Raw genomic sequence first — 21,962 nt, forward strand, 5'->3', positions numbered from 1 at the left:
GATCATGATCAATCTTTGGCGCTGCGGCGCCGGCCTCGCCGTGCTCGGATTCGCTTCGTTGGCGTGCGCAGAGTTTCCCGATAAGCCCGTCACGCTGGTCGTGCCTTTTGCCGCCGGCGGCCCGAGCGACAAGATCGCCCGGGACCTGGCCGAGGCGCTTCGGAAGACTCTCGGCCAGACCGTCATCGTCGACAACGCCGCCGGCGCGGGCGGCACGATCGGCTCGGCCAAGGTTGCCCGTGCCACGCCGGACGGCTACACGCTGCTGGTGCATCACATCGGCATGGCAACCGCACCGGCCCTGTACCGCAAGCTCAGCTACAGGGTGCCGGAGGATTTCGAAACCCTGGGTCTTATCAACGAAGCGCCCTCGGTGCTAATAGGCAAGCCGGGCCTCGCTGCCGGCAACTTCGCTGAGTTGCGTCAGTGGATCGCGTCGAATGGTGGCAAGGTGAACCTCGCCAACGCGGGGCTCGGTTCCGCATCGCACCTGTGCGGCCTGATGTTCCAAAGCGCGCTGAAGACGAGCATGACGCCCGTACCCTACAAAGGGACCGCGCCGGCGATGACGGACCTCATCGGCGGCCAGGTCGATGTGATGTGCGAACAGGCGACCAACGCGGTGCCGCAGATCGAGGGCAAGAAGGTCAAGGTCTACGGCGTCACCAGCTTGCAGCGGCTACCGCTCGCGGCGCTGAAGGACGCGCCGACCTTGTCTGAAGCCGGACTGAAAGACTTCAACGTCCAAGTCTGGCACGGCCTGTACGCACCGCGTGGCACGCCTCCCGCAGTGCTCGCCAAGCTCAACGCTGCACTGCGCACCGCGTTGAAAGATCCTGATCTGATCAAGCGGGAGGAGGCGCTCGGCCTCACAGTCGTCGATGACGACCGACTCGACCCTGCCGGCCACAAGAAATACCTCGAAGCCGAAAAAGCGCGGTGGTCGAAGGTGATCAAGGACGCTGGCGAATACGCCGACTGATGCGACGAGGGCAGCGGGCCGATAGAGCCCGCGCTTTCCATTTGAGGACATGGCAGGGACCTGCCAAGCCGACGGCCCCCATCGAGGCATCCGCTGCGTGAGATGTCACCTTCCAGACACCGGCTGAAATGTTCAGCCAATACCTTGCATCGACCGGTTGAATCCGCACGTCGAGAGCGGCTGTTCAGGCGCCCGGCGTGACCGACCGCAATCAGTCAGTCTAGAGCGGTAGTCGAAGAGGGACAGAAGCGGAAGACTCGAAGGAAGCGAGGGAAGAAAAGAGATCGTGCGACATGATCGGCTCGGCAAATCGGGTCGGATTGCCTGGCCCGGAAGCAGCACGGCGCAGCGCAGCCGTCAGGGTTCGAAGACGGCCGACAGGACGCCAGGCCATATGCCTACCGTTCCAAACCGCCGTCCTTCCCGAGCCAGCCCCGCCATGCTGCCGGCAGCTACATCCAAACGCCATCTCGGCGCCGCTGCCTCTGCGTCGGTGGCTTGCCATCGCGCCCCCCGGCTCGGAGAATCTTTCTTGCACGGCACACCCGCTGCTAGGGGATGTGATGAACCTCGACCCTGCCCCTCCGGTCGCGCTGGTGGTGGACGACGAGCCGGTGGCCCGACTGATGGTGAAGCTGGCACTGGAGAGCTTCGGCTGCGCTCCGGTCCTGGAAGCTGCCGATGGAATCGCGGCGCAGGAGGTCCTGCGCGAGCACCCGGACGTCGCCCTGGTGCTGACGGACATCATGATGCCCCGGATGGACGGCCTCGAACTGCTGCGCTGGGGACGCGAGGCCGTGCCGGACGCCATGTGGATCGTCCTTTCGGGGCTGGAGACCTTCGACTCGGCGGTGGCCGCGATCCGGCTGGGGGCGTTCGACTTTCTGCCGAAGTCGCCGCGCACGGAAGAGATGGGCGTCGCGGTGCGCAACGCGCTCGAGCGGCGGCACCTGCTGGCCGAGCGCGAACGGTTGCATCGGGAGCTGCAGCGCAAGGTCCGCGAACTCGAGGAGGCCTCCGAAGTGCTGCGCCGCGACCTCGAGCGGGCGGAGGTGATCCAGCGCGCCTTGCTGCCTCGCAGCCCGCCTCCGATGGAGGGCTATTGCATCCAGGCGGTCTACCGCCCGGGGCAGCACGTGGGCGGCGACCTCTACGACGTGGTTCGGCTGGGCGAGCAGCACCTCGTCTTCTACCTGGCTGACGCCACCGGCCACGGGGTGACCTCGGCGATGCTCTCGGTGCTGTTCAAGCAGCGACTGGTCCTGGTGGACCCGATGACGGGCCTCGCGCTGCCGCCGGCGCAGGTTCTGGCCGCTGTGAATCGCTCGATCTGCGAGGCGCACGCCGCCCCCGGGCTGTTCCTGACGGCAGTCTTCGGCCTGCTGGATACCTCGAACGCAAGTCTCACGCTGGCATCCGCGGGCCATCCGCCCGTGCTGCACGCACGCGACGGCCGAAAAACCCGCCTGATCCGCCGCACGGGCCCCGCGCTTGGACTGGCGCCGGACGCGCGCTTCCGCCAGGCGCGTCTCCAGCTCCTGGCGGGCGACCGCATCCTCCTCTACACCGACGGGCTGCTGCCCTCCGGGTCGGAGCGCGAGCTGCAGCTGCTGCAGCAGGTGCTCGCCAGGCCGCTATCCAGTGCGCAAGAGGCGATGACGCAGCTTCACGGCGACGCCCCCGCGGCAGCGGACCGGGATGACGTGACCATCCTGCTCATCGACGCGCACGCGGGCGCTTCCTGGTTCGACAATGGCACCGAGCTCCCCGCGACTGCCGCACCCGACGCGCCGCGGCCCGAGGGTGAGGCAGTGTTCTACGGCGAAACCGTTGATGCCGCCTACCTTGCGTTGCGCGGCCGGGCCAGCTGGATGCATTGCGATGCCTTCCATGAAACCGCCCTGGCCGTGCTGGACGCGGGGCGCCCCCTGGTGCTGGAGCTCTCCGGCTGCGAATACATGGACAGTACCTGCCTCGGCACGGTGCACGAGCTGGTCGCGCGGGGTGGTGTGATGCTCGCGGGGGTGACGCCGGTCGTGCGCGCCCTGTTCGAAGAACTGAGCATGCAACAAGTGTTGAGCGCGATCTGCGAGGACATTCCCGCCGCGCCCGAGCTCTACGCGCTGGGTACCGGGAGCGACCAGACCGTGGTGCGGAAGCGGATCCTGCAGTCGCACGAGGCCCTTTCCGCGCTGAGCGAGCGCAACCGCGAGGAGTTCAAGGACGTCGTCGAGTCGCTGCGTGGCGAGCAGGACGGGTCGACATGACCGCTCCCATTCGCGTGCTGCATCTCGAGGACGACCCGGCCGATGCGCAGCGCATCCGGGCCGGGCTGCAAGCCGAGGGCCTGGCCTGTGACATCGCGTGGGTGCAAACCAGGGAGGACTTCGTCTCCGCCCTGCAGCGGCAAGCCTTCGACCTGGTGCTGTGCGACTACGAAGTCGGCGGCATGGCGCTGCTGCGGCAGGTGCTGCAGCAGCATCCGGGCATTCTCCTGATCGTGGTGACCGCCGAGTTGCTGCCCGAGGAGGAGGGGGTGGAGTGCTTGGAGGCCGGCGCCACGGACTACGTCATCAAGCGGCGCCTGCGCCGGCTGGGTTACTCGGTGCGGCGAGCGATCGCCGAACGGCAGCATATGGCGGCCTTGCGTCAGGTGGAAGACGACCTGCGTGCCCTGAACGCCGACCTGGAGGCGCGCGTTCACCTGCGCACCGCCGAACTGGAGACGGCCAATGCCTTCCTGAACTCCGTGATCCAGCACATTCCCTATCAAGTCCTCGTCAAGAACGCCGACGATCTGAAGCTTGTCCGCGTCAATCGCAGCGTTGAGAAACTGCTGGGGCGCACCGAGCAGGAGTTGCTGGGCAAGACGGCTCGCGACTTCGTCAGTTCCAAAGAGGAGGCCGACTTCTTCACGGCCAAGGACAAGGAAGCGCTGGCGCTGGGCCGGGAAGTGGACATCCCCGAGGAGACCCTGCATACCCGAGATGGCAGCGTGCGTGTCCTCCATGCGAAGAAGATTCCGATCCTCGACGAGGCCGGCCAGCCGCGCTGGCTGCTGACCATGTCGGAAGACGTGACGGAAAGAAAGAAGAAGGAGCGTGAAATCGAGCGGCTGAATGCGGCCCTGGCGCAGCGCAGCACCGAGGTGGAAGCCGCCAACCGCGCCAAGAGCACCTTCCTGGCGACCATGAGCCACGAGATCAGGACGCCCATGAACGGCATGCTGGGCATGCTGGAACTCCTGAGCCTGACCGAACTGGACGCCGAGCAGCGCGAGACGCTCGGGCTGGTGCGGGAATCGAGCCGCTCTCTGCTGCGCATCATCGACGACATCCTCGATTTCTCGAAGATCGAAGCCGGCAAGCTGAAGGTCCGCCCTGAGGTCGTCTCGATCAAGCGCTTGATCGGGGAGGTGCAGAGCATCTATTTGGGCAGTGCCAGCAGCAAGGGCCTGGTCGTGCGAAGGATGGTCGACCCGCGCATCAGTCCGGCGCTGCGGGTCGATCCGGTGCGCCTGCGCCAGATCCTCAACAACTTCGTCAGCAATGCGATTAAGTTCACTTCCGAAGGCTGGATCGACATCAACGTGCAATGGCTGGGGCGAGCGGATGGGCAGGAACGCCTGCGCTTCGAGGTGAAGGACACCGGCATCGGCATCTCGCCCGAGGACCAGAAGCGCCTGTTCCAGCCGTTCAGCCAGGCGGACGGCGACGAGGCGCGGCGGCGGCCGGGTGGCACCGGCCTGGGGCTGGTGATCTCCCGGCAGTTGGCGCAGATGATGGGTGGCTCGATCAGCCTGGAAAGCGCGCCGGGAAAGGGATCGACGATCACCCTGGAACTGTCGCTGCCGGTCGCCGAGCCCCTGCCAGGCAGCGGCGACAGCCCGCGCGCGCTCCCGGCGGGACCGGCCATGCGCCGCATGGCTCCCGGCACCGCGCAGGCCGAGACGGAAGGAACGCTGGTGCTGCTGGTGGATGACCACCCCGTCAACCGCATGCTGCTGCTGCGCCAGGTGCGAACGCTGGGCTATGCCGCCCAGACCGCGGACGACGGCGTGCAGGCCCTGGAGATGTGGAAGTCGGGTCGCTTCGGAATGGTCGTCACCGACTGCCACATGCCCCACATGGACGGCTACGAACTGGCGCGCAGCATCCGCGCTCTGGAATCCGACGCGGGGCGCGAGCGCGTGCCGATCGTCGCCTGCACCGCCAACGCGCTGCAGGGAGAAGCCGAGGCGTGCCTGGCCGCCGGCATGGACGACTTCCTGGTCAAGCCGGTGGAACTGGCGCAGCTGACTGAAAAGCTCGATCGCTGGCTGCCGCTTCCCGAGGCCCACTCGCAGTCCGCCGCCGCTTCCGCCGGCTCAGGTCCGGACGGCGCCCCCTCGGTCAGCCCGATCGACCAGCCGCTCCTGACGGCGACATGCGGCGGCGACACGTCGGTGGTGGCCGAGGTTCTTGCAGCCTTCCGGCGAACCTGCGAGGACGACTCGGCCGGACTCGGGCAGGCGGTGGCCGCCGGCGACCTCGCGCAAGTCACCCAATTCGCCCACCGCATGGCGGGCGCCGGCAAGATGGTCGGTGCGCCCGCGTTCGCAGCCGCGTGCGAGCACATCGAGCGCGCCAGCCGCATCGGCGACTGGAAGGCGGTTCTCGACGGCATGTCCGCGTTCGAGCAGGAACGGATGCGCCTGGCTGCTTATTTCGAGGGTCGCAAGGAACCGACATGACGGGCAAGTCCGTCCCGTTCAGTACGTTCGCCCATTCGCCGATCACGCTGTCTCGGGTCGAGCGACCACGGTCGCGTTGGACAGCGCCAGGCGTGCGCACCTTGTAGGCCCAGGCTGATTGCGCGCGGCGCGCATGAAAGCAATGATCCATCGAGCCGCGATGGCAGCGCAACCAATCATCGTGCTCGGCTTGGACGGCCGTGGCGCGGCTTGCTTCCACCTTTGTCAAAGCAGCGAGGACCGTGGTATGAACCTGTTGAGCGTCGACCTTTACCAAAGTGCCAGCAATCCACAGAAGTTCCTGGCGATCCCGGCAGGAGTCGATCCTGCCGGTCTCACGGGTCCGATGGTCTTCGACAAGGACTACGCACAGATCGTCCGATACCAGGAGGGATTCCAGTTCGATCCAGCCGAGTCGTATGCAGGGGTGAATGCTGCAAAGATCGCCGCGGATATCTTGACCCTGAAATGGGCGATGTATCACCGGTGAAACTTGAGGCGTCAAAGTTCAAGCTGCTCGCGATACGCAGCGGCGGCGCTATGGCATCGATGCGCTCCCTGCTCGGATAGCAAAGCTGGCGTCCCTGGATCGTCGTACCGCCGTCCACAGGGCCAGGCCCTTCCGATATCGAGACCCCAGGCAGGACTCGCCGATAGCCGGCGGCCAGTTAGACCGTGCTGCCAGGACAACCAGGGAAACACCTGAGACGGAAACGTTTGCGCAAACGTTTCCGTCTATTAGTATCTGCGCCTCGGGCCAATGCCCGCCCGCCCATGAAACCCGGAGACACGCCATGAAGCTCACCTGCCGCTCGGTTCACACCGCCGCCCTTCTCGCCCTGCTGGGCGCCTTCTCGGCCACACCGGCCCTGGCTCAGGAGAAGCCCAAGGTCGCACTGGTCATGAAATCGCTGGCCAACGAGTTCTTCCGCACCATGGAGGACGGCGCCAAGGCGCACCAGAAGGCGCACGCCTCCCAGTACACGCTGATCGCCAACGGCATCAAGGACGAGACCGACACCGCAGCCCAGATCAAGATGGTCGAGCAGATGATGGCGCAGAAGATCAACGCGCTGGTGATCGCGCCGGCCGATTCCAAGGCGCTGGTGCCGGTGGTCAAGGCGGCCATCGACAAGGGCATCCTGGTGGTCAACATCGACAACCAGCTCGATGCTGCCGCGCTGAAGGAAAAGAACATCACCGTCCCCTTCGTCGGGCCGGACAACCGCGCCGGCGCCAAGCTGGTCGGCGACGAGCTGGCCAAGAGCCTGAAGGCCGGCGACAAGGTCGGCATCATCGAAGGCGTATCCACCACCTTCAATGCGCAGCAGCGCACGCTGGGCTTTCAGGACGCGATGAAGGCCGCAGGCGCCACGGTGGTCGGCGTGCAGTCCGGCCAGTGGGAGATCGACAAGGGCAACACGGTGGCCGCCGGCATGCTGCGCGAGCATCCGGACCTCAAGGCCCTGCTCGCCGGCAACGACAGCATGGCGCTGGGCGCTGTAGCCGCGGTCAAGGCCGCCGGCAAGACCGCCAAGGTGCAGGTGGTGGGCTACGACAACATCGGCGCCATCAAGCCCATGCTGGCCGACGGCCGCGTGCTCGCCACCGCCGACCAGTTCGCGGCCAAGCAGGCGGTGTTCGGCATCGAGACGGCGCTGAAGGCGCTGGCCGACAAGACGCCCCAGGCCTCCATGCCCGCCGCGATCAAGACGGATGTGGTGCTGGTCACCAAGACCTCCGCCAAGTAGAAGCAGGAAGAGAAGCCGCCGCGCATGGCCGACACCGCCGTCGACACACCCGCCGGCGCCACGCTGCTGTCCCTGCAGGACGTCGGCAAGGACTACGCGGCGCCCGTGCTCGACGGCGTGTCGCTCGCCCTGCGGGGCGGCGAGGTGCTGGCGCTCACCGGCGAAAACGGGGCCGGCAAGAGCACGCTGTCAAAGATCATCTGCGGCCTGGTGGTGCCCACGCGCGGCCGCATGACACTCGCAGGCGCTCCCTTCGCGCCAAACTCACGCCGCGAAGCCGAAGGCCGGGGTGTGCGCATGGTGCTGCAGGAGCTCGGGCTGGTGCCCACGCTTTCGGTCGCCGAGAACCTGCTGCTGGACCGCCTGCCGCATCGCGCCGGCTGGCTGCGCCGCGCGGAGCTGCACGCGCTCGCCGCGCACCAGCTCGAGAAGATCGGCCTCGAGCACATCGACCCGGCCACGCCGGTCGCGCGCCTGGGCATCGGGCAGCAGCAGATGGTGGAGATCGCGCGCAACCTGCAGGACCACACGCGCGTGCTGGTGCTGGACGAACCCACCGCCATGCTCACGCCGCGCGAGACCGCGCATCTGTTCGAGCAGATCGCACTGCTCAAGGCGCGCGGCGTGGCCATCGTCTACGTGTCGCACCGGCTCGACGAACTGCAGCGCATCGCCGATCGGGTGGCGGTGCTGCGCGACGGCCGGCTCGTCGACCTGCGCGCGATGGCCGGCGTGCGCGAATCGGAGCTGGTCGAGCGCATGGTGGGCCGCGCCGTCCACGAGCACGAGGGCCGTCCGCGCCGCCGCGCCGGGCCGGTGCTGCTGCGTGCGCACGGCCTCGGCCGCGGACAGGCGGTGCGCGATGTCGATCTGGCGCTGCATGCCGGCGAGGTGATGGGCCTGGCCGGCCTGGTGGGCTCGGGGCGCACCGAGCTCGTGCGGCTGCTGTTCGGCGCCGATGCGGCGGACCGCGGCGCGATCAGCCTGGCCGACATGAAGGCACGGCGCTTCCGCTCTCCCATGGAGGCGATCCGCGCCGGCATCGGCCTGGTCACGGAGGACCGCAAGTCGCAGGGACTGCTGCTGCCGCAATCGATCCGTGTCAACGCGACCCTGAGCGATCTCGGCGCGGTGTCGCGCGCCGGCTGGCTCCAGGCCGGTCGGGAGCGCGGCATTGCGCGCCGGCTGGTGCAGCGGCTGCGCATCCGCTCGCGCAGCGAGGAGCAGCCGGCGTCCACGCTCAGCGGCGGCAACCAGCAGAAAGTCGTGTTCGCGCGCTGGCTGCACCGCGAATGCCGCGTGCTGCTGCTCGACGAACCCACGCGCGGGGTGGACGTGGGCGCGCGCGCCGACCTCTATGCCGAGCTGGACCGCATGGCCGAGGCCGGCAAGGCGCTGCTGATGGTGTCGAGCGACCTGCGCGAACTGATGGCGATGTGCGACCGCATCGGCGTCATGCATGACGGCCAGCTGGTGGCGGTCTTCGAGCGCGGCGCCTGGAGCGAGCAGTCTTTGCTCGCCGCAGCCTTCGGCGATGCCACGGGAGCGGCTTCCTCCGGCGCCCCCATTTCCTCACCAGATTCCAAAGTGCATCCATGACTACGCCAAGCTCTACGCCCACCCAAGCGCCCGACGCGACGCCGCTCGCGATCTCCGCGCCCGGGGCCGCGGCCACCGCAGGCACGAGCCTGCGCAGCCAGCTCGGCACCTACATCGGCCTTGCCCTGGTGCTGTTCGGCATGGTCGCGCTCTTCAGCAGCCTGAGCGACTACTTCCTGACGGTGGAAACCTTCGTCTCCATCGCCAACGAGATCCCCGCGCTCGCCGTGATGGCCGTGGGCATGACCTTCGTGCTGATCATCGCAGGCATCGACCTGTCGGTGGGCTCGGTGCTGGCCCTGTGCGCGGCCGTCACGGCCGCCGCCATCGTGCAATGGAAGCTGCCGGTGCCGGCCGCCGCGGCGCTCGGGCTCGCCACCGGCCTGCTGTGCGGCGCCGTCACCGGCGCCGTGGCGGTGGCCTGGCGCCTGCCCACCTTCATCGTCTCGCTGGGCATGCTGGAGGCGGTGCGCGGCGGCGCCTACCTGGTGACCGAGTCGCGCACCCAGTACGTGGGCGATGCGATCTCGGGCCTGGCCGCGCCGTGGATCGGCGGCATCTCGGCCGCCTTCGTGCTGGCGCTCGCGACCGTGGTGCTCGGCCACGTGCTGCTCACGCGCACGGTGTTCGGGCGCTATGTGGTGGGCATCGGCACCAACGAGGAAGCGATGCGCCTGGCCGGCGTCGATCCGCGCCCGATCCGCGTCATCGTGTTCGCCGCCACCGGCCTGCTCGCCGGCCTGGCCGGCCTGATGCAGGCCGCGCGCCTGGAGGCGGCGGACCCCAACGCGGGCGTGGGCATCGAGCTGCAGGTGATCGCGGCAGTGGTCATCGGCGGCACCAGCCTGATGGGCGGGCGCGGCTCGGTGGTCAACACCTTCTTCGGCGTGCTCATCATCGCGGTGCTGGAGGCCGGGCTGGCGCAGGTGGGCGCCAGCGAGCCGAGCAAGCGCATCATCACCGGTGCAGTGATCGTCGCGGCGGTGATCATCGACACCCTGCGCCAGCGCCGCGCGCGCTGAACACGAGGAGAGGCCATGGCAACGATCAAGGACGTGGCATTGCGCTCCGGCGTGTCGGTCACCACCGTGTCGCACGTGGTGAACGAGACGCGGCATGTCAGCGCCGAGGGGCGCGAGCGGGTGCAACGCGCGATCCGCGAACTGGGCTACGTGCCCAGCGCGGTGGCGCGCAGCCTCAAGAGCAACACCACCCGCACGCTGGGGATGCTGATCCCCAACAGCTCCAACCCCTACTTTGCGGAGATCGTGCGGCTGGTGGAGGACCGCTGCTTCTGCGCCGGATACACGCTGGTGCTGTGCAACACCGACGACGAGCCGCGCCGTCAGAGCGTGTACCTGCAGGTGCTGTCGGAGCGCCGCATCGACGGGCTGATCGTGGTTTCCACCGGCGACGACGCCTCGCTGGCCGCACTGCTGCACGGCCTGAAGATGCCGGTGGTCCTGGTCGACCGCGAGATCGAGGATCCGGCCTGCGACCTGGTGGAGAGCGCGCACATGCACGGCGGCCTGCTGGCCACCCGGCACCTGGTGTCGCTGGGCCACGCGCGCATCGCCTGCATCGGCGGCCCGCCCGGGCTGGCGCCGAGCGAGCAGCGCATCGAGGGCTGGCGCATGGCACTGGCCGAGGCCGGCCTGTCCGCAGCGGCGGGCGCCGACGAGCTGCTGTGGCACGGCGGCTTCACCAGCCAGGGCGGCTACGAGGCGATGCACGCCATCGCGCGCACCGAATCGCCGCCCTCGGCGGTGTTCGTCTGCAACGACCTGATGGCGATCGGCGCGATGCGCGCAGCCCACGAGAGCGGACTGCGGGTGCCGGACGCGCTCTCGCTGGTGGGCTTCGACGACATCGAGCTGTCCAGCTTCACCAGCCCGCCGCTCACCACCGTGGCCCAGCCCAAGGCGCGCATCGCCGCGCTCGCCGTCGACATGCTGCTCGAGCGCATCGACCGCCGGCGGCACGAGCCCCGCAAGGTGATGCTGCAGCCCGAGCTGCGCGTGCGCGGGACGACGGCCCGGCGCCCTACCCTCTCCGAATCCGCCGCACGCCGCGGCGCCTGATGTTTCTTTCCTGACGCCCGTGACCTCTTCCGACCCCGCCCCCTGCATCGCCGTGCTCGGCAGCCTCAACATGGACCTGCTGCTGCGCGTGCCGCACGCGCCGGACGCCGGAGAAACGCTGTACGGCCGCTCGATCGCCTACCTGCCCGGCGGCAAGGGCGGCAACCAGGCAGTGAGCTGCGCGCGCCAGGGCGCCCGGGTGCGCATGCACGGCTGCGTGGGCGCCGATGCGCACGGCCGTGCGCTGAGCGACGCCCTCGCGCAGGACGGCATCGACATCGCGGGCGTCCAGATTGATGCCCAGCAGCCTACCGGCGTGGCGCTGGTGATGGTGGACGACGGCGCGCAGAACCGCATCGTCGTGATCCCCGGCGCCAATGCCTGCGTGCAGGTGGACGAGGCGGCGCTCGCCCGTGCGCTGCAGGGCGCAGCCTTCCTGCTGGTGCAGTTCGAGACCCCGTTAGCGCAGGTGGCGCGCGCGCTGGAAGTCGCGGTGCGGGTGGGCTGCAAGGTGCTGCTCAACCCTTCGCCGGTGGATGCCATGCCCGCAACCTTCTGGTCGTGCATCGATACGCTGGTGGTCAACGAGATCGAGGCGCAGACGCTGAGCGGGCTTTCGGTCCATGGCCCGGCCGAGGCGGCGGCCGCCGCCGGCGCGCTTCGCGCCAGGGGTCCTTCGCGCGTGGTGGTCACGCTGGGCGCGCACGGCGCCGTGGCCGCCGATGCGCAGGGCTGTCGCCATCATCCGGCGCTTCGCGTCGCAGCGGTCGACACGACGGCCGCCGGCGACACCTTCCTTGGCGCGCTCGCGGTGGCGCTGGCCGATGCGCAGTCGTTCGACGAGGCGGTGCGGCTCGGCATTCGCGCCGCCGCGCTGTGCGTGGCGAGACCTGGCGCGCAGCCTTCCATCCCGCACCGCAACGAGGTGCTGGGCAGCCCTGTTCCTCCCGAATGGACCGTATTTTGAAAAGAACTCTGCTGCTGCATGCCGAGCTCTCCCACGTGATCGCCTCGCTTGGCCACGGCGACATGCTTGTGATCGGAGATGCCGGCCTGCCCATCCCCGCAGGCCCTCGCCGCATCGACCTCGCGCTGACGCCCGGCGTGCCGCGCATCGCCGACGTGCTGCGCGCCGTGCTGGCCGAGATGCAGGTGGAACGAAGCGTGCTGGCCGAAGAAGCACTGGGCGCGGGCCATGCCCTGCCAGACTGGTATACGCAACAGCGGTTCGCGCTGGCACCGGAGACGGTCCCGCACGCGCACTTCAAGCGCCTGAGCGCACAGGCGCGCGCCGTCGTGCGCACTGGGGAATGCACGCCTTACGCGAACGTGATCCTGGTCTCTGGCGTGGTCTTCTAGGCTCGCGCGACCTGCCTGCACCGGTCCGAAGCTGATCCTGCTCAACCCGTTTGAGCGAAGAGCGCCTGCAAAACGAAATGCGTCGGCAGGTACAGGCCGATCGGGAACGCCAGCATCAAGAATCCGAGCCAAACGAGCGGATGGACGCGCCGCTGCAACCTGCCCGGCCCGCGCACCCAGTTGATGTTCTCGTCCGAAGGCGTCGTCACCGCGTAGGTGATCGGCAGTACGAACCAGGCGAGCAGCGTCTGAGCGACAAGCGCGCGCGAGTCGTAGCCCAATTCGTACAGCATCCAGATCAGCACGACGGGCACAACAACGTGGAACAGCGACAACGCCCGCACGAAGCGCGGCTTGCGTGCATCGAACATGTAGCCCGCGAGATCGGAGATGCGCAGGCCGAGCAGCAAACGGCCGAAATAGCTGGCACTCCACAAGAGTTCCGGCAACAGCACGGCCACCGCCATCATGCTCGCGAGCAAGGCGCTGTCGAGCCATAACGCGACGCCCGTGGCGATGAGCGCGATATCGGAGAACCAGAGAAAGTTTCGCCAGCCCCACACGACCGCATAGACGGGCAGGATCACCGCGAGCTGCACGGTGTAGGCGATCTTGATCCACAGGGCGATCTCACCGTGCATGAAGCTTCTATGATTTGTGCGCAACGCGCGCCATTCACGACCGTAGCCGGCCGGCGGCGCAGCTGCAATCCGCAGATCCCCGGGCGGGGATGGGGATATAGGGTGACGCGGCGAGTCAACGCTACCTGGTGGTCGCTGCTTCGTCGATGAGATTGGCGATCTCGGCCGGATGGCTGACGTTCGGAACGTGAGACGCGTTCGGGAGCTCCACGATCTTGCGGGCGCCCGCGCGAACGGCCATGAACTTCATCGCTTCCGGGGGAATGTTCTTGTCTGCCGTCCCGTAGATGAACCAGGACGGGATCGACTTCCATGCCGGCTCGCCAGACGCCTCGATCAGTGCCGCCTCGGCGATGGGACGTTGCGTCGCCGCCATCAAGCGGGCGCTCTGCGCCGGGACATCGGCCGCGAACTGGGCATGAAACTTGGATTGCTCGATGTACAGGTCCTTTCCTCCATCGGCCAGCAGGACTGGAGGCGCGAGCGCCGCGCCGAGCGTGCCGCCCGGATAGCGCCCCGACAGTTCAATCACCGTCTCGCCCTTGTCGGGCGCAAAGGCGCCGACGAAGACCAGGGCCTTGATGTTCTGCTGGCCATTCGCCGCATTCGCGATCACGGTGCCGCCATAGGAGTGCCCGACCAGGACCACCGGGCCGGCGATGCTCGAAGCGAGGGAGCGCACATATGCCGCGTCTCCGCGCACGCTGCGCAGCGGGTTGGCCGCGGCAACGACCGCGTACCCCTTGGCGTTCAGTTCTGCCGCGACCCCATTCCAGCTGTCGGAACCGGCGAAGGCGCCATGTACCAGCACGACGGTGGGCTTGGATGCGGTGGCCGCTTGCGCTGAACCGAGGCCGAGGCCAAGAGAAACGGCGGTAGCGCCGGCTGCGATAACTTGCTTTGCGTTCATGTCGAGTCTTCCTTTGGGTGGTGGTGTTGAATCAGGGGAGTTGCGCCGAACCGGCCGGCGCCTTGCGTGAGCACTTCATGGCTGCTGGACTGCCGTGCTGTAGTTCACCGGCACCCAGCGGTAGCCGCGCGCGGCCGCCTGCAGGCGCCCGATGCCGGGGAACGAGATGTGGGCCGCGGCCACCAGGTCGCCGCGCCGCGCTGCGTCCGCAAACCATGCGTGGCGCTGCTTCGCCGCGGCGGGCGAATCCAGATCGAACTTGATCGTGACTTGCGGCTCTGCAATCTGCACGTTCGCTGCGTGGAGCAGGTCGCCCCAGAACACCATGCGCTGGCCGCGGCTCTCAGCGACGAAGAGGCTGTGGCCAGGCGTGTGGCCGCGAGCCGCCTCGGCCCGGATACCGGGAACTACCTGCGCCGGCGCGTCGAAAGTCTTCACGCGTCCGCTGTCCAGGTAGGGCTTGAGGCTGGCCGCCGCTTCATCGAAGCCGCCATGGTCGGCGGCCGCGGCCCGATCGCCTCGTGCCGCATCGAGCCAGTGGGCCGCCTCATGTCGATCGACCCAGATCGTCGCGTTCGGAAACACCGCTCTCCCGCCGACCGTCAGGCCGCCGGAGTGATCGCGATGGATGTGGGTCAACAGGACGGTATCGATGTCCTCGGGCGCGTACCCGGCCACCTTCAGGCTCGCGACGAGGTCGCCGCCGGTCGGACCGAACAGCCCGCCGGCACCGGTGTCGACCAGCACGAGGTTCGAGCCGGTATGCACGAGGAAGGCATTGATGGAGGTTTCGGTCCTGGGCTTCAGGAAGTCGCGAGCCAGGACCTTGCGGACATGGGCGGGCGTGGTGTGGGTGAGCAGTTCGTCGAGCGGGATCGTCACCGTGCCGTCGGACAAGGCGCTGATCTGGAACCCGCCGAGGGCCATGCGATAGACGCCGGGCACCTGGGTGCTGGCCTGGGGCGGGGCCGCGTTGGCGAGCGAGGCCGCCAGCAGAGATGCGGCGAGCAGAGTCATGAGCTTCATTGTTGCAATCCATCAGAAGTGAGGGTGCCTCAACGATACGGACGCAGCGCCGGCGGTTCAATCGGCCTCGGACCAAGCCGGTTTTGTGAGATTCGCAATAATCCAGCATGGACAAACTGACCGCGATGCGCGCCTTTCTCCGCGTGGTGGATGCCGGCACGTTCACCAAGGCGGCTGCGCTGCTCGACGTGCCGGTCCCCACCGTGACACGGCTCGTGCAGGCCCTGGAGGCAGAACTGAAGACCCAGCTGCTGACGCGCACGACGCGGCGCGTGTCGCTCACGCCCGCGGGGGCGGACTATGCGCAGCGCGCGCGGCAGTTGCTGAACGATCTCGACGAGATCGAAGGCGTGATGGCCTATGCAGGCGCTTCGCCGCGCGGCCGCATCCGCGTGGATATCGGCTCCGCACTCGCCCGCCTCGTCATCGCGCCGGCGCTGCCGGACTTCGTCGCCCGCTATCCGGACATCAGCATCGACCTGGGTGGCAGCGACCGGATGGTCGACCTCGTGGCAGAACATGTGGACTGCGCGGTGCGCACCGGCCGCATCACCGACGCATCGCTGGTTGCGCGGCAGATCGGCGAACTGCACTATGTCTGCTGCGCATCGCCCGCCTACCTCGCGCGCTGCGGCGTGCCGGCGCAGCCGTCGGACCTGGACCGGCCCGAGCACTCGGTGATCTCGTACTTCAACGCCCGCGCGACGGGAGCCCCGACCTTCGGTTTCCGCAAAGACGGTCGACGCCTCGACATCCATGGACACTCGCAGCTGGCGGTCAACGACGCAAACGTCGCTCTGGCGGCCTGCCTGGCCGGACTCGGCGTCATGCGAGCCCCTCTCTACCTCGTCCAACATGAGCTCGACGGCGGCCGCCTGGTGCCGGTGCTGAGCGACTGGTTCATCGAGCCGCTGCCGATACAGATCGTCTATCCACCCAACCGCTACCAGAGCCACCGCGTGCGAGTTTTCGTCGACTGGGTCGTGGCCTTGTTCGCAGCGACTCCCGCGGTGAGGCGGCGTGGTGATTCGGCGCCTTTGTCACGACAGGTTCCGTGACGGCGTACTGTGAATTCCGCTGCACCGCAGTTGTCGGGACGCTGTTGACCCGCTGAGCTTCCGCAGCGCAGCGGTTGCTGCCGGCGGCGGAAGCAAACTGAGCTCACGGTCTCGGCCACCTTACGGTCACTCGGTGGCAGCAAATTACCGACGCACGGTCTCGAAGGGGCTGTGGGGGCCCGCCTCTGTCATTCGCCCAGAACGCAGAACCAGTGCCAGCGCACCACGCGGTGCTCGCAGTACTGCGCGAAGACACGCTCAGCCAGTTCCGAGTTGCCAAACGCGTTCCACCGCCTGTCGACCCAAACCATGGCCTCGTAGAGGTCATCCGAGTCACCGGTCAAGTCGAATTTGTCCATCAGAGCCGTGGAGAGTGCCCGGTTAGAAAATTCGTCTCCACTCGCCGCTTCGTTGCGCAGTACATCGAGTTTGGATTGCGCCGCGACGATGACCGGGACTGCTGCGGCCGACCGTGCAGGTTTGCGTGGTGCCGTGACATTGGCGGTCGGACTATTCACCGCGAATGTCAGGAGAACGCCGGAGACAAGCGTCCCCGTGACGAAACCCCCGATCAGCTGCGTTCGCTTGGAGAGTCGAAGCATGAATGCGCCTAGTGCTGACAGGCATCGAACGGTACGGTCGAACATGGCGAACTTTCGTATCTCTGTAGTGGTGAGGGAGCGTAGGCGATCACCGCAGCCGGCGCGTCATCGGAAGCGATGACAGGGCGATGGACGCGCGTCAAGCCACCGCGAGCCCGGATACCGAGGTTACGTCGCCGCCGGCAAGGGCTATGACGCGCCGAGTTCATCGAGCCGCTGCATCGCCTGAAGGTCGCGCGCACGGATGCCTTCGGCGCGCTTGGTACTTCAGCAGCCTGCTAGGCGCGTCTGGTGCCGCGTCGGAGGTGTCGAATGGTGCAGCAGACGCAGCAGATCCCCCTGCTTGGACGTGCCGGTCTTGGAGTAGATCCTCTGCAGGTGGGTGCGGATGGTCGGCTCGCCCACGCCTAGCATGCCGGCGGCCTCGGTACCGCCGAGGCCTTGCGACAGCGCCATCAGCACGCGCAGTTCGCCGCCGGTGAGCCCATGCAACCGTCCGAATGCCTCCCCCGGCATCAGCGGCGCCTGGACAGGATCCTGGATGAACACGGCAACACTCGCCGCGAACGGTGCGAGGATCCCGGCGCGCCGGCCATCGGAAACCGGCAGCAAGGTGGCGACGTAGCCCCCGCCGGTTCCATCAGGGATTCCGATCGCATGATCCTTGGTGCGCATGTCGGCACCATCGCGGCCTGAATCCTGGATCGCCTGCGTCAACGCGGCACGAGCGGCCGGATAGACCGGGGACAACCGGTTGTTGACCAGGCGCATCGCCGTGCCCGACTTGACCTGTCGCTCGGCCGCAGTGTTCATATACACGACGTGACCGTCACGCGCCGCCAGGAACACGCCGGCCGCCAGCCCATCGAGGGTCCTCTCCAGCACCTCGGACTTCAGCACCTGGATGTCGAGTGCATCGGAAATCGCCAGAGCACGGCAGACGTGCGGCGCTAGGAGCTCGAACAGGTCAAGGTCGCCCTGCTGGTAGTGCGGCGACTTGCCGCTGCGCGACGCATGCAAGGACGCCATGCGCCCGCCGGTGCGCAGCGCCGGAAACCAGATGATGTCGAGCACCCCGTATGGCTGCAGCACTTCTCGGTAGAAGCGGCTGTCATGCAGATGGAAGCGCTCCATCGACAGCGCGCTCACGTCCCCGACGTTGGAGACGACATCCGCCTCGGCCATCGGACTCTCGGCGTACTGGGCGCCGAGTTTCTGCAGAAACTCCGGCTCATAGCCGAAGACGTACAGCTGATCGTTCTGGATCTGCTTCAGGTCGTGCACGCAGATGCCGCCCCCGGCGCTGTCACAACGCTGCGCAATCATTCCGCATGTTGCGGCCCACCGCTGCGGATCGAGAGAGCAATCGTAGATGGCGCCGATCAGCTCCGACAGCTCGGTGGCGGGGATCCCTTCCAGGCCCGTCATCGCACACGGTTCCGACACGACGCCCGAACCCGAGGCGCAAGATCCGTCAAACGATGCCATACGATGCGGGGCTGGTTCATCGAAGGATCGTAGGCAAGTAGGCTGCGTCGCGTAATAACCTAAACAGGTGACCAATTGAATGCAGGAGTTGCACGCCCCGCCCGGCCTCCAATGAACGATTTCACCGAGGCGATCTACGCGCTATGGGACAAACTCGCGAACTACCCCATCGGCCAGGGCGATGAAGCGCTCGAGCACCTGCTCTGCAGCCTTTGCTCGATCTTCGGCGCGCACAACGCACTTTGGTCGGTGGTCGTGCGGCTGCCAAGCCCTGCGCTGAGCGACGCGTTGAACGGCTGGCGTCCGCGATTCGTCCGGCTCCTGCGGCCTTTGCCGCCGATTGCCGCTTCGGTCCAGGAGCAGTTCGACACCCTGTGGTCGCCGTCTGTCGACCTCTCACAGATCCTTGCCGTGTCCGGCGAGGAACCGTTCCGCACCCGGCTCCTGTTCGAAGCGCTGCCTCCGGAGTGGTTCGACGGTCCACACTACCAGCGCCACTATCTGGCTGTCGGACACGCGGATAGCATGTCGATGCGTTGTGCGGTCAACGACGATGTGCGGGTGCACCTGTTCATCTTCCGCAGCACGGAAGCTCCCCGGTTCTCATCAGCGGACAAGGGCCCTTTCGGCCTGGCGCTTCGCGGGCTGCGATGGTTCTACCGCCAGCAAGTGCTCAGCCACGGGCTCCTCATCGCGGACGCGCCGCTCACCGCGGTGGAACGCAGGGTCTTGCTGGGACTGCTCGACGGAAAGACGGAGAAGGCCGTCGCGGCCATCCTGGGCCAAAGCCCGAACACGACGCACATCCACGTGAAGTCGATCTATGCCAAGTTCGGTGTGCATAACCGGGCGGCGCTGACCTCCCTCTGGCTCGGGCGCCTGCCCGAAGCCGGCCGATCGAACATCGATTAATGGTGCGGCGACCCCACGCGTCATTGCTTCCGATGACTCCTTGAGCGTGCGATCTCCCTAGGCTCGGGACCTCACCGTTCCGCTTAGGAAGACGACATGCGCATGCTCCCGTTGCCGCCGATTCCGCTGATGCCTCCGATCCGGCGGTCGCGACGATCCCCACGCGGCCTTGTCGTCGCAAGCCTAGTCACCGCCGTGAGTCTGGCGCTCCATGCCACGCCGCAGGCCGCCGCAAGCCCGTGGTCCGTGCAGCCATTGGCCGGCCAGTCCGGCACCGCCTCTGCCGGCAACGTCTTTCCCGATGACCTTGTCTGGTGGTGGCCCCTGGACGTCGGAAGCGCGGCCGGCCGCTTGCAGTCTCAAGAAGAAAGTGGCCAAGGCGAAGAAGGCTTCCTCTCGCCAACACGCGATTTCAACCCCAGGAGTTCACTATGAACATGAGCCGAATCCTCCCACCCCCGCTGTCGACCGGCGCAGTTGAGGCGCCCAGCCCGTCCGTGCACGGCGCCTTCAAGCGTGCTGTCGCAGCTCTTGCGCGGCGCTGCGCGACCGGCACCGTCGACCCGCGAGAACGCTATCTCTCGCGATCGGTCAATCACGAAGACCTCGAGAACCGCATCCGTTCATGGGAAGCGTACGAAGCCCGCCTGCGATGCCTTCCGCCAGTGCTGTGAGGACACCTTGAACATGGACATGCGCCCGCGTTCTTGCTAGCCCTGTGGTTGCTGTCCGGCTGGCAGCGGCCGATGCACGTGACGCTGGCCCTCGTGGTCGGTCTCGCTGCGGTCTCGCGGGTCGGGCACTACCGCCCCACCAGCTCCGCCAGCCGTCTGCCGGCTTCCTCTGACCTCAGGGACGCTTCGTAAGCAGTCCGGCCTGACACCTCATCCCATTCACCCGCGCAGATGGCGTTGATGTGTTGCTTCATCGAGCGGACCGCCTGCGCATCGCAGCGCGCGATGTGGTCCTGGTATGCGTCGACGCGCGACTGCAGCTCACCACGTTCCACCAACTCCGTCAGGAACCCGATTCGAAGCAGCTCCTCGCTCTCCATGGTCATCCCTGTGAGAAAGATCTTCTTGGCGGCTGAACAGCCAAGCCGCGCGGCGAAGCGTCGCAACCCGCCGGGGTAGTAATGCAATCCGAACCTTGCTGCGGGCATGAACAGCCTGCAACCGCGAACACCGATGCGGAAGTCGCATGCGAGCGCCAGGTCGGTGCCCCCGCCATAGGCGCTGCCGTTCAGTGCGCACAGTGTTGGAATGTCCAGCGACTCCAGCGCATCGAGCATGTCCTCGAAGGAACGATCCAGGCGCGCGCCGATCTGCCCGAGCGTGTATCCCGAGCAGAAGGTCTTCTCGCCTTCGCCGGTGAGAACGAGCAGGCGTACGGATGGATCGGCCCGGATTTCATCGAGATGGCGCAGGAGGACCGCAGGGTCGTCCGGATCGATGCGGTTGTGCTGCGCGGGACGGCGCAGCGTGATGGTCGCCATCGAGTCCACGATCTCCAGCGTGGGGGCCGAGCCGATGTTCATGCGCTCGCTCCCTGTGCATGCTGCACGATGACCCCTTTGCTGGCGAGCGCTTCCAGGTCACGTTGCGAATATCCGTGTTCGCGGAGCACCTCGAACGTATGTTCCCCCAGGACCGGCGGTGCGCGGCGGATCGATCCGCCCAGGCGGCCGTCGAACGTGACCGGGCTGCCCACCTGCCGCATCGTGCCGAGCTGCGTGTGCTGCACTTCCTCCACGAGCTGCGAATGGACCACCTGTTCATCAGCGAAGACGTCGGCCAGGTTGTTGATGGGCCCGGCCGGGATGTCCGCCGCGAGGAGCCGCTCGCTCCATTCGCGGCGGCTGCGCTCCTTCAACTTCGCCTCGATGATGGCCTTGAGTTCGACGCGGCGCTCCATGCGCGCGGCGTTGGTGGCGTAGCGAGGATCGGCCACCAGTTGCTGCAGTTCGAGCACGTCGCAAAGCCGCTTCCACATCTCCGCTGTCGCCGGCGCGATGTTCAAGGGGCCATCGCCTGTTTCGAAGACGCCATACGGGGCGATGACCGGGTGCGTGTTCCCGGCGAGCGCCGGCACCTCGCCCAGGCTCAGGTAGCGCTGCGCCTGGACGCTCATCAGCCCGACCAGGCCGGCAAGCAGCGAAGTTTCCACGCGCCGGCCGCGACCGGTCGTGTGCCGTTCCGCAACGGCGGCGAGCACGCCGATCGCGCACCACATGCCTGCGGTCTGGTCGCCGATGGCCACTCCAACGCGCACAGGACCGGACTCGGCGCTGCCGGTGACGCTCATCAGGCCTGAATAGCCCTGGGCGATCTGGTCGAAACCCGGACGGCCGGCGGATGGTCCTGTGCGGCCGAAGCCGGTCACGCTCGCGTAGATCAGGCGCGGATTCGCAGCCGCCAGCGTTTCGTAGGCGAGGCCCATGGCTTCCATGGCGCCGGCCCGGAAGTTCTCCACGACGACATCGCAGCTTCCCGCCAGCCCTCGCAACAGGTCCAGCGCCGCGGGGTCGCGAAAGTTGACGGCGATACCGCGCTTGTTGCGGTTTCCGCTCAGGTAGTAGGCACTGGTGCCGCGGTCGAATGGCCCCCACTCGCGAATCATGTCGCCGCCGGCCGGCTCGACCTTGATCACATCGGCGCCGAGGTCGCCGAGGATCATCGTACAGAAAGGCCCGGCCAGCGCGCGGGTGAGATCCAGGACGCGCACGCCGGACAGCGGCAGGGAAATTGGGTCGGTCACGTTTTCTCCACTTGTCACATCGCGGAAGCCAGTCTATATTGCATACAACCGTAATGCAACCGTT

At 67.3% G+C, this 21,962-nt stretch carries 20 protein-coding genes; 13 read left to right on the plus strand and 7 right to left on the minus strand.

Annotated features, from left to right (window positions below):
- Positions 1-4: 4 nt before the first annotated feature.
- The 10 genes from AC3A6B_RS02625 (at position 5) to rbsD (ending at position 12,504) form a co-directional block, all read left to right on the plus strand.
- Positions 5-982, plus strand: a complete 978-nt coding sequence (locus tag AC3A6B_RS02625) for a tripartite tricarboxylate transporter substrate-binding protein (protein ID WP_487835179.1) — start codon at positions 5-7, stop codon at positions 980-982.
- Positions 983-1,545: 563 nt separating this feature from the next.
- Positions 1,546-3,249 carry a SpoIIE family protein phosphatase gene (locus tag AC3A6B_RS02630; RefSeq protein WP_487835180.1) on the plus strand — a complete coding sequence of 568 codons (1,704 nt, stop codon included), beginning with the start codon at positions 1,546-1,548 and terminating at the stop codon, positions 3,247-3,249.
- Positions 3,246-5,714, plus strand: a complete 2,469-nt coding sequence (locus AC3A6B_RS02635) for a response regulator (RefSeq protein ID WP_487835181.1) — start codon at positions 3,246-3,248, stop codon at positions 5,712-5,714. Before AC3A6B_RS02630 ends, AC3A6B_RS02635 begins: the two co-directional genes overlap by 4 nt.
- Positions 5,715-5,847: 133 nt before the next feature.
- Complete coding sequence (locus AC3A6B_RS02640) at positions 5,848-6,204, plus strand: hypothetical protein (RefSeq protein WP_487835182.1); 357 nt, start codon at positions 5,848-5,850, stop codon at positions 6,202-6,204.
- A 304-nt stretch (positions 6,205-6,508) separates the two neighbouring features.
- Entirely contained in the window at positions 6,509-7,465 is a 957-nt protein-coding gene (locus tag AC3A6B_RS02645; RefSeq protein ID WP_487835183.1) for a substrate-binding domain-containing protein, read from the plus strand.
- Positions 7,466-7,489: 24 nt separating this feature from the next.
- A complete protein-coding gene (locus AC3A6B_RS02650; protein ID WP_487835184.1) occupies positions 7,490-9,064 on the plus strand; it encodes a sugar ABC transporter ATP-binding protein in 1,575 nt (524 codons plus the stop codon).
- Complete coding sequence (locus tag AC3A6B_RS02655) at positions 9,061-10,086, plus strand: ABC transporter permease (RefSeq protein ID WP_487835185.1); 1,026 nt, start codon at positions 9,061-9,063, stop codon at positions 10,084-10,086. Before AC3A6B_RS02650 ends, AC3A6B_RS02655 begins: the two co-directional genes overlap by 4 nt.
- Before the next feature lie 15 nt (positions 10,087-10,101).
- Positions 10,102-11,145, plus strand: a complete 1,044-nt coding sequence (locus tag AC3A6B_RS02660; protein ID WP_487835186.1) for a LacI family DNA-binding transcriptional regulator — start codon at positions 10,102-10,104, stop codon at positions 11,143-11,145.
- A 19-nt stretch (positions 11,146-11,164) separates the two neighbouring features.
- Complete coding sequence (gene rbsK / locus AC3A6B_RS02665; protein WP_487835187.1) at positions 11,165-12,112, plus strand: ribokinase; 948 nt, start codon at positions 11,165-11,167, stop codon at positions 12,110-12,112.
- Complete coding sequence (gene rbsD, locus AC3A6B_RS02670; RefSeq protein WP_487835188.1) at positions 12,109-12,504, plus strand: D-ribose pyranase; 396 nt, start codon at positions 12,109-12,111, stop codon at positions 12,502-12,504. The genes rbsK and rbsD overlap by 4 nt, the downstream gene beginning before the upstream one ends.
- A 41-nt stretch (positions 12,505-12,545) precedes the next feature.
- On the opposite strand, the gene AC3A6B_RS02675 is transcribed toward rbsD, so the two are convergent.
- The 3 genes from AC3A6B_RS02675 to AC3A6B_RS02685 form a co-directional block, all read right to left on the minus strand.
- Complete coding sequence (locus tag AC3A6B_RS02675; RefSeq protein WP_487835189.1) at positions 12,546-13,103, minus strand: hypothetical protein; 558 nt, start codon at positions 13,101-13,103, stop codon at positions 12,546-12,548.
- A 163-nt stretch (positions 13,104-13,266) separates the two neighbouring features.
- Positions 13,267-14,055, minus strand: a complete 789-nt coding sequence (locus tag AC3A6B_RS02680) for an alpha/beta fold hydrolase (protein WP_487835190.1) — start codon at positions 14,053-14,055, stop codon at positions 13,267-13,269.
- Between the two features lie 75 nt (positions 14,056-14,130).
- Positions 14,131-15,081 carry an MBL fold metallo-hydrolase gene (locus AC3A6B_RS02685; protein ID WP_487835191.1) on the minus strand — a complete coding sequence of 317 codons (951 nt, stop codon included), beginning with the start codon at positions 15,079-15,081 and terminating at the stop codon, positions 14,131-14,133.
- Between the two features lie 107 nt (positions 15,082-15,188).
- Here AC3A6B_RS02685 and AC3A6B_RS02690 point away from each other — a divergent pair, with 107 nt between their 5' ends.
- Positions 15,189-16,139 carry a LysR family transcriptional regulator gene (locus AC3A6B_RS02690; RefSeq protein WP_487835192.1) on the plus strand — a complete coding sequence of 317 codons (951 nt, stop codon included), beginning with the start codon at positions 15,189-15,191 and terminating at the stop codon, positions 16,137-16,139.
- Between the two features lie 188 nt (positions 16,140-16,327).
- On the opposite strand, the gene AC3A6B_RS02695 is transcribed toward AC3A6B_RS02690, so the two are convergent.
- Both AC3A6B_RS02695 and AC3A6B_RS02700 read right to left on the minus strand, forming a co-directional pair.
- Entirely contained in the window at positions 16,328-16,786 is a 459-nt protein-coding gene (locus tag AC3A6B_RS02695; RefSeq protein WP_487835193.1) for a hypothetical protein, read from the minus strand.
- Between the two features lie 222 nt (positions 16,787-17,008).
- The gene (locus AC3A6B_RS02700; RefSeq protein WP_487835194.1) at positions 17,009-18,169 is read right to left on the minus strand and encodes a helix-turn-helix transcriptional regulator; all 1,161 of its coding nucleotides are present in this window, start codon (positions 18,167-18,169) and stop codon (positions 17,009-17,011) included.
- 171 nt (positions 18,170-18,340) lie between these two features.
- Here AC3A6B_RS02700 and AC3A6B_RS02705 point away from each other — a divergent pair, with 171 nt between their 5' ends.
- Positions 18,341-19,141, plus strand: coding sequence for a helix-turn-helix transcriptional regulator (locus tag AC3A6B_RS02705; RefSeq protein WP_487835195.1), 801 nt, complete (start codon positions 18,341-18,343; stop codon positions 19,139-19,141).
- Between the two features lie 431 nt (positions 19,142-19,572).
- The gene (locus AC3A6B_RS02710) at positions 19,573-19,815 is read left to right on the plus strand and encodes a hypothetical protein (protein WP_487835196.1); all 243 of its coding nucleotides are present in this window, start codon (positions 19,573-19,575) and stop codon (positions 19,813-19,815) included.
- A 128-nt stretch (positions 19,816-19,943) separates the two neighbouring features.
- Here the strand turns inward: AC3A6B_RS02710 and AC3A6B_RS02715 are convergent, their stop codons facing one another.
- A complete protein-coding gene (locus tag AC3A6B_RS02715) occupies positions 19,944-20,678 on the minus strand; it encodes an enoyl-CoA hydratase/isomerase family protein (protein ID WP_487835197.1) in 735 nt (244 codons plus the stop codon).
- Positions 20,675-21,898: a CaiB/BaiF CoA transferase family protein gene (locus tag AC3A6B_RS02720; protein WP_487835198.1), complete on the minus strand. Its 1,224-nt coding sequence runs from the start codon at positions 21,896-21,898 to the stop codon at positions 20,675-20,677. Before AC3A6B_RS02720 ends, AC3A6B_RS02715 begins: the two co-directional genes overlap by 4 nt.
- Between the last annotated feature and the right edge of the window lie 64 nt (positions 21,899-21,962).

Source organism: Variovorax sp. Soil_C_33 (genome assembly GCF_057656935.1).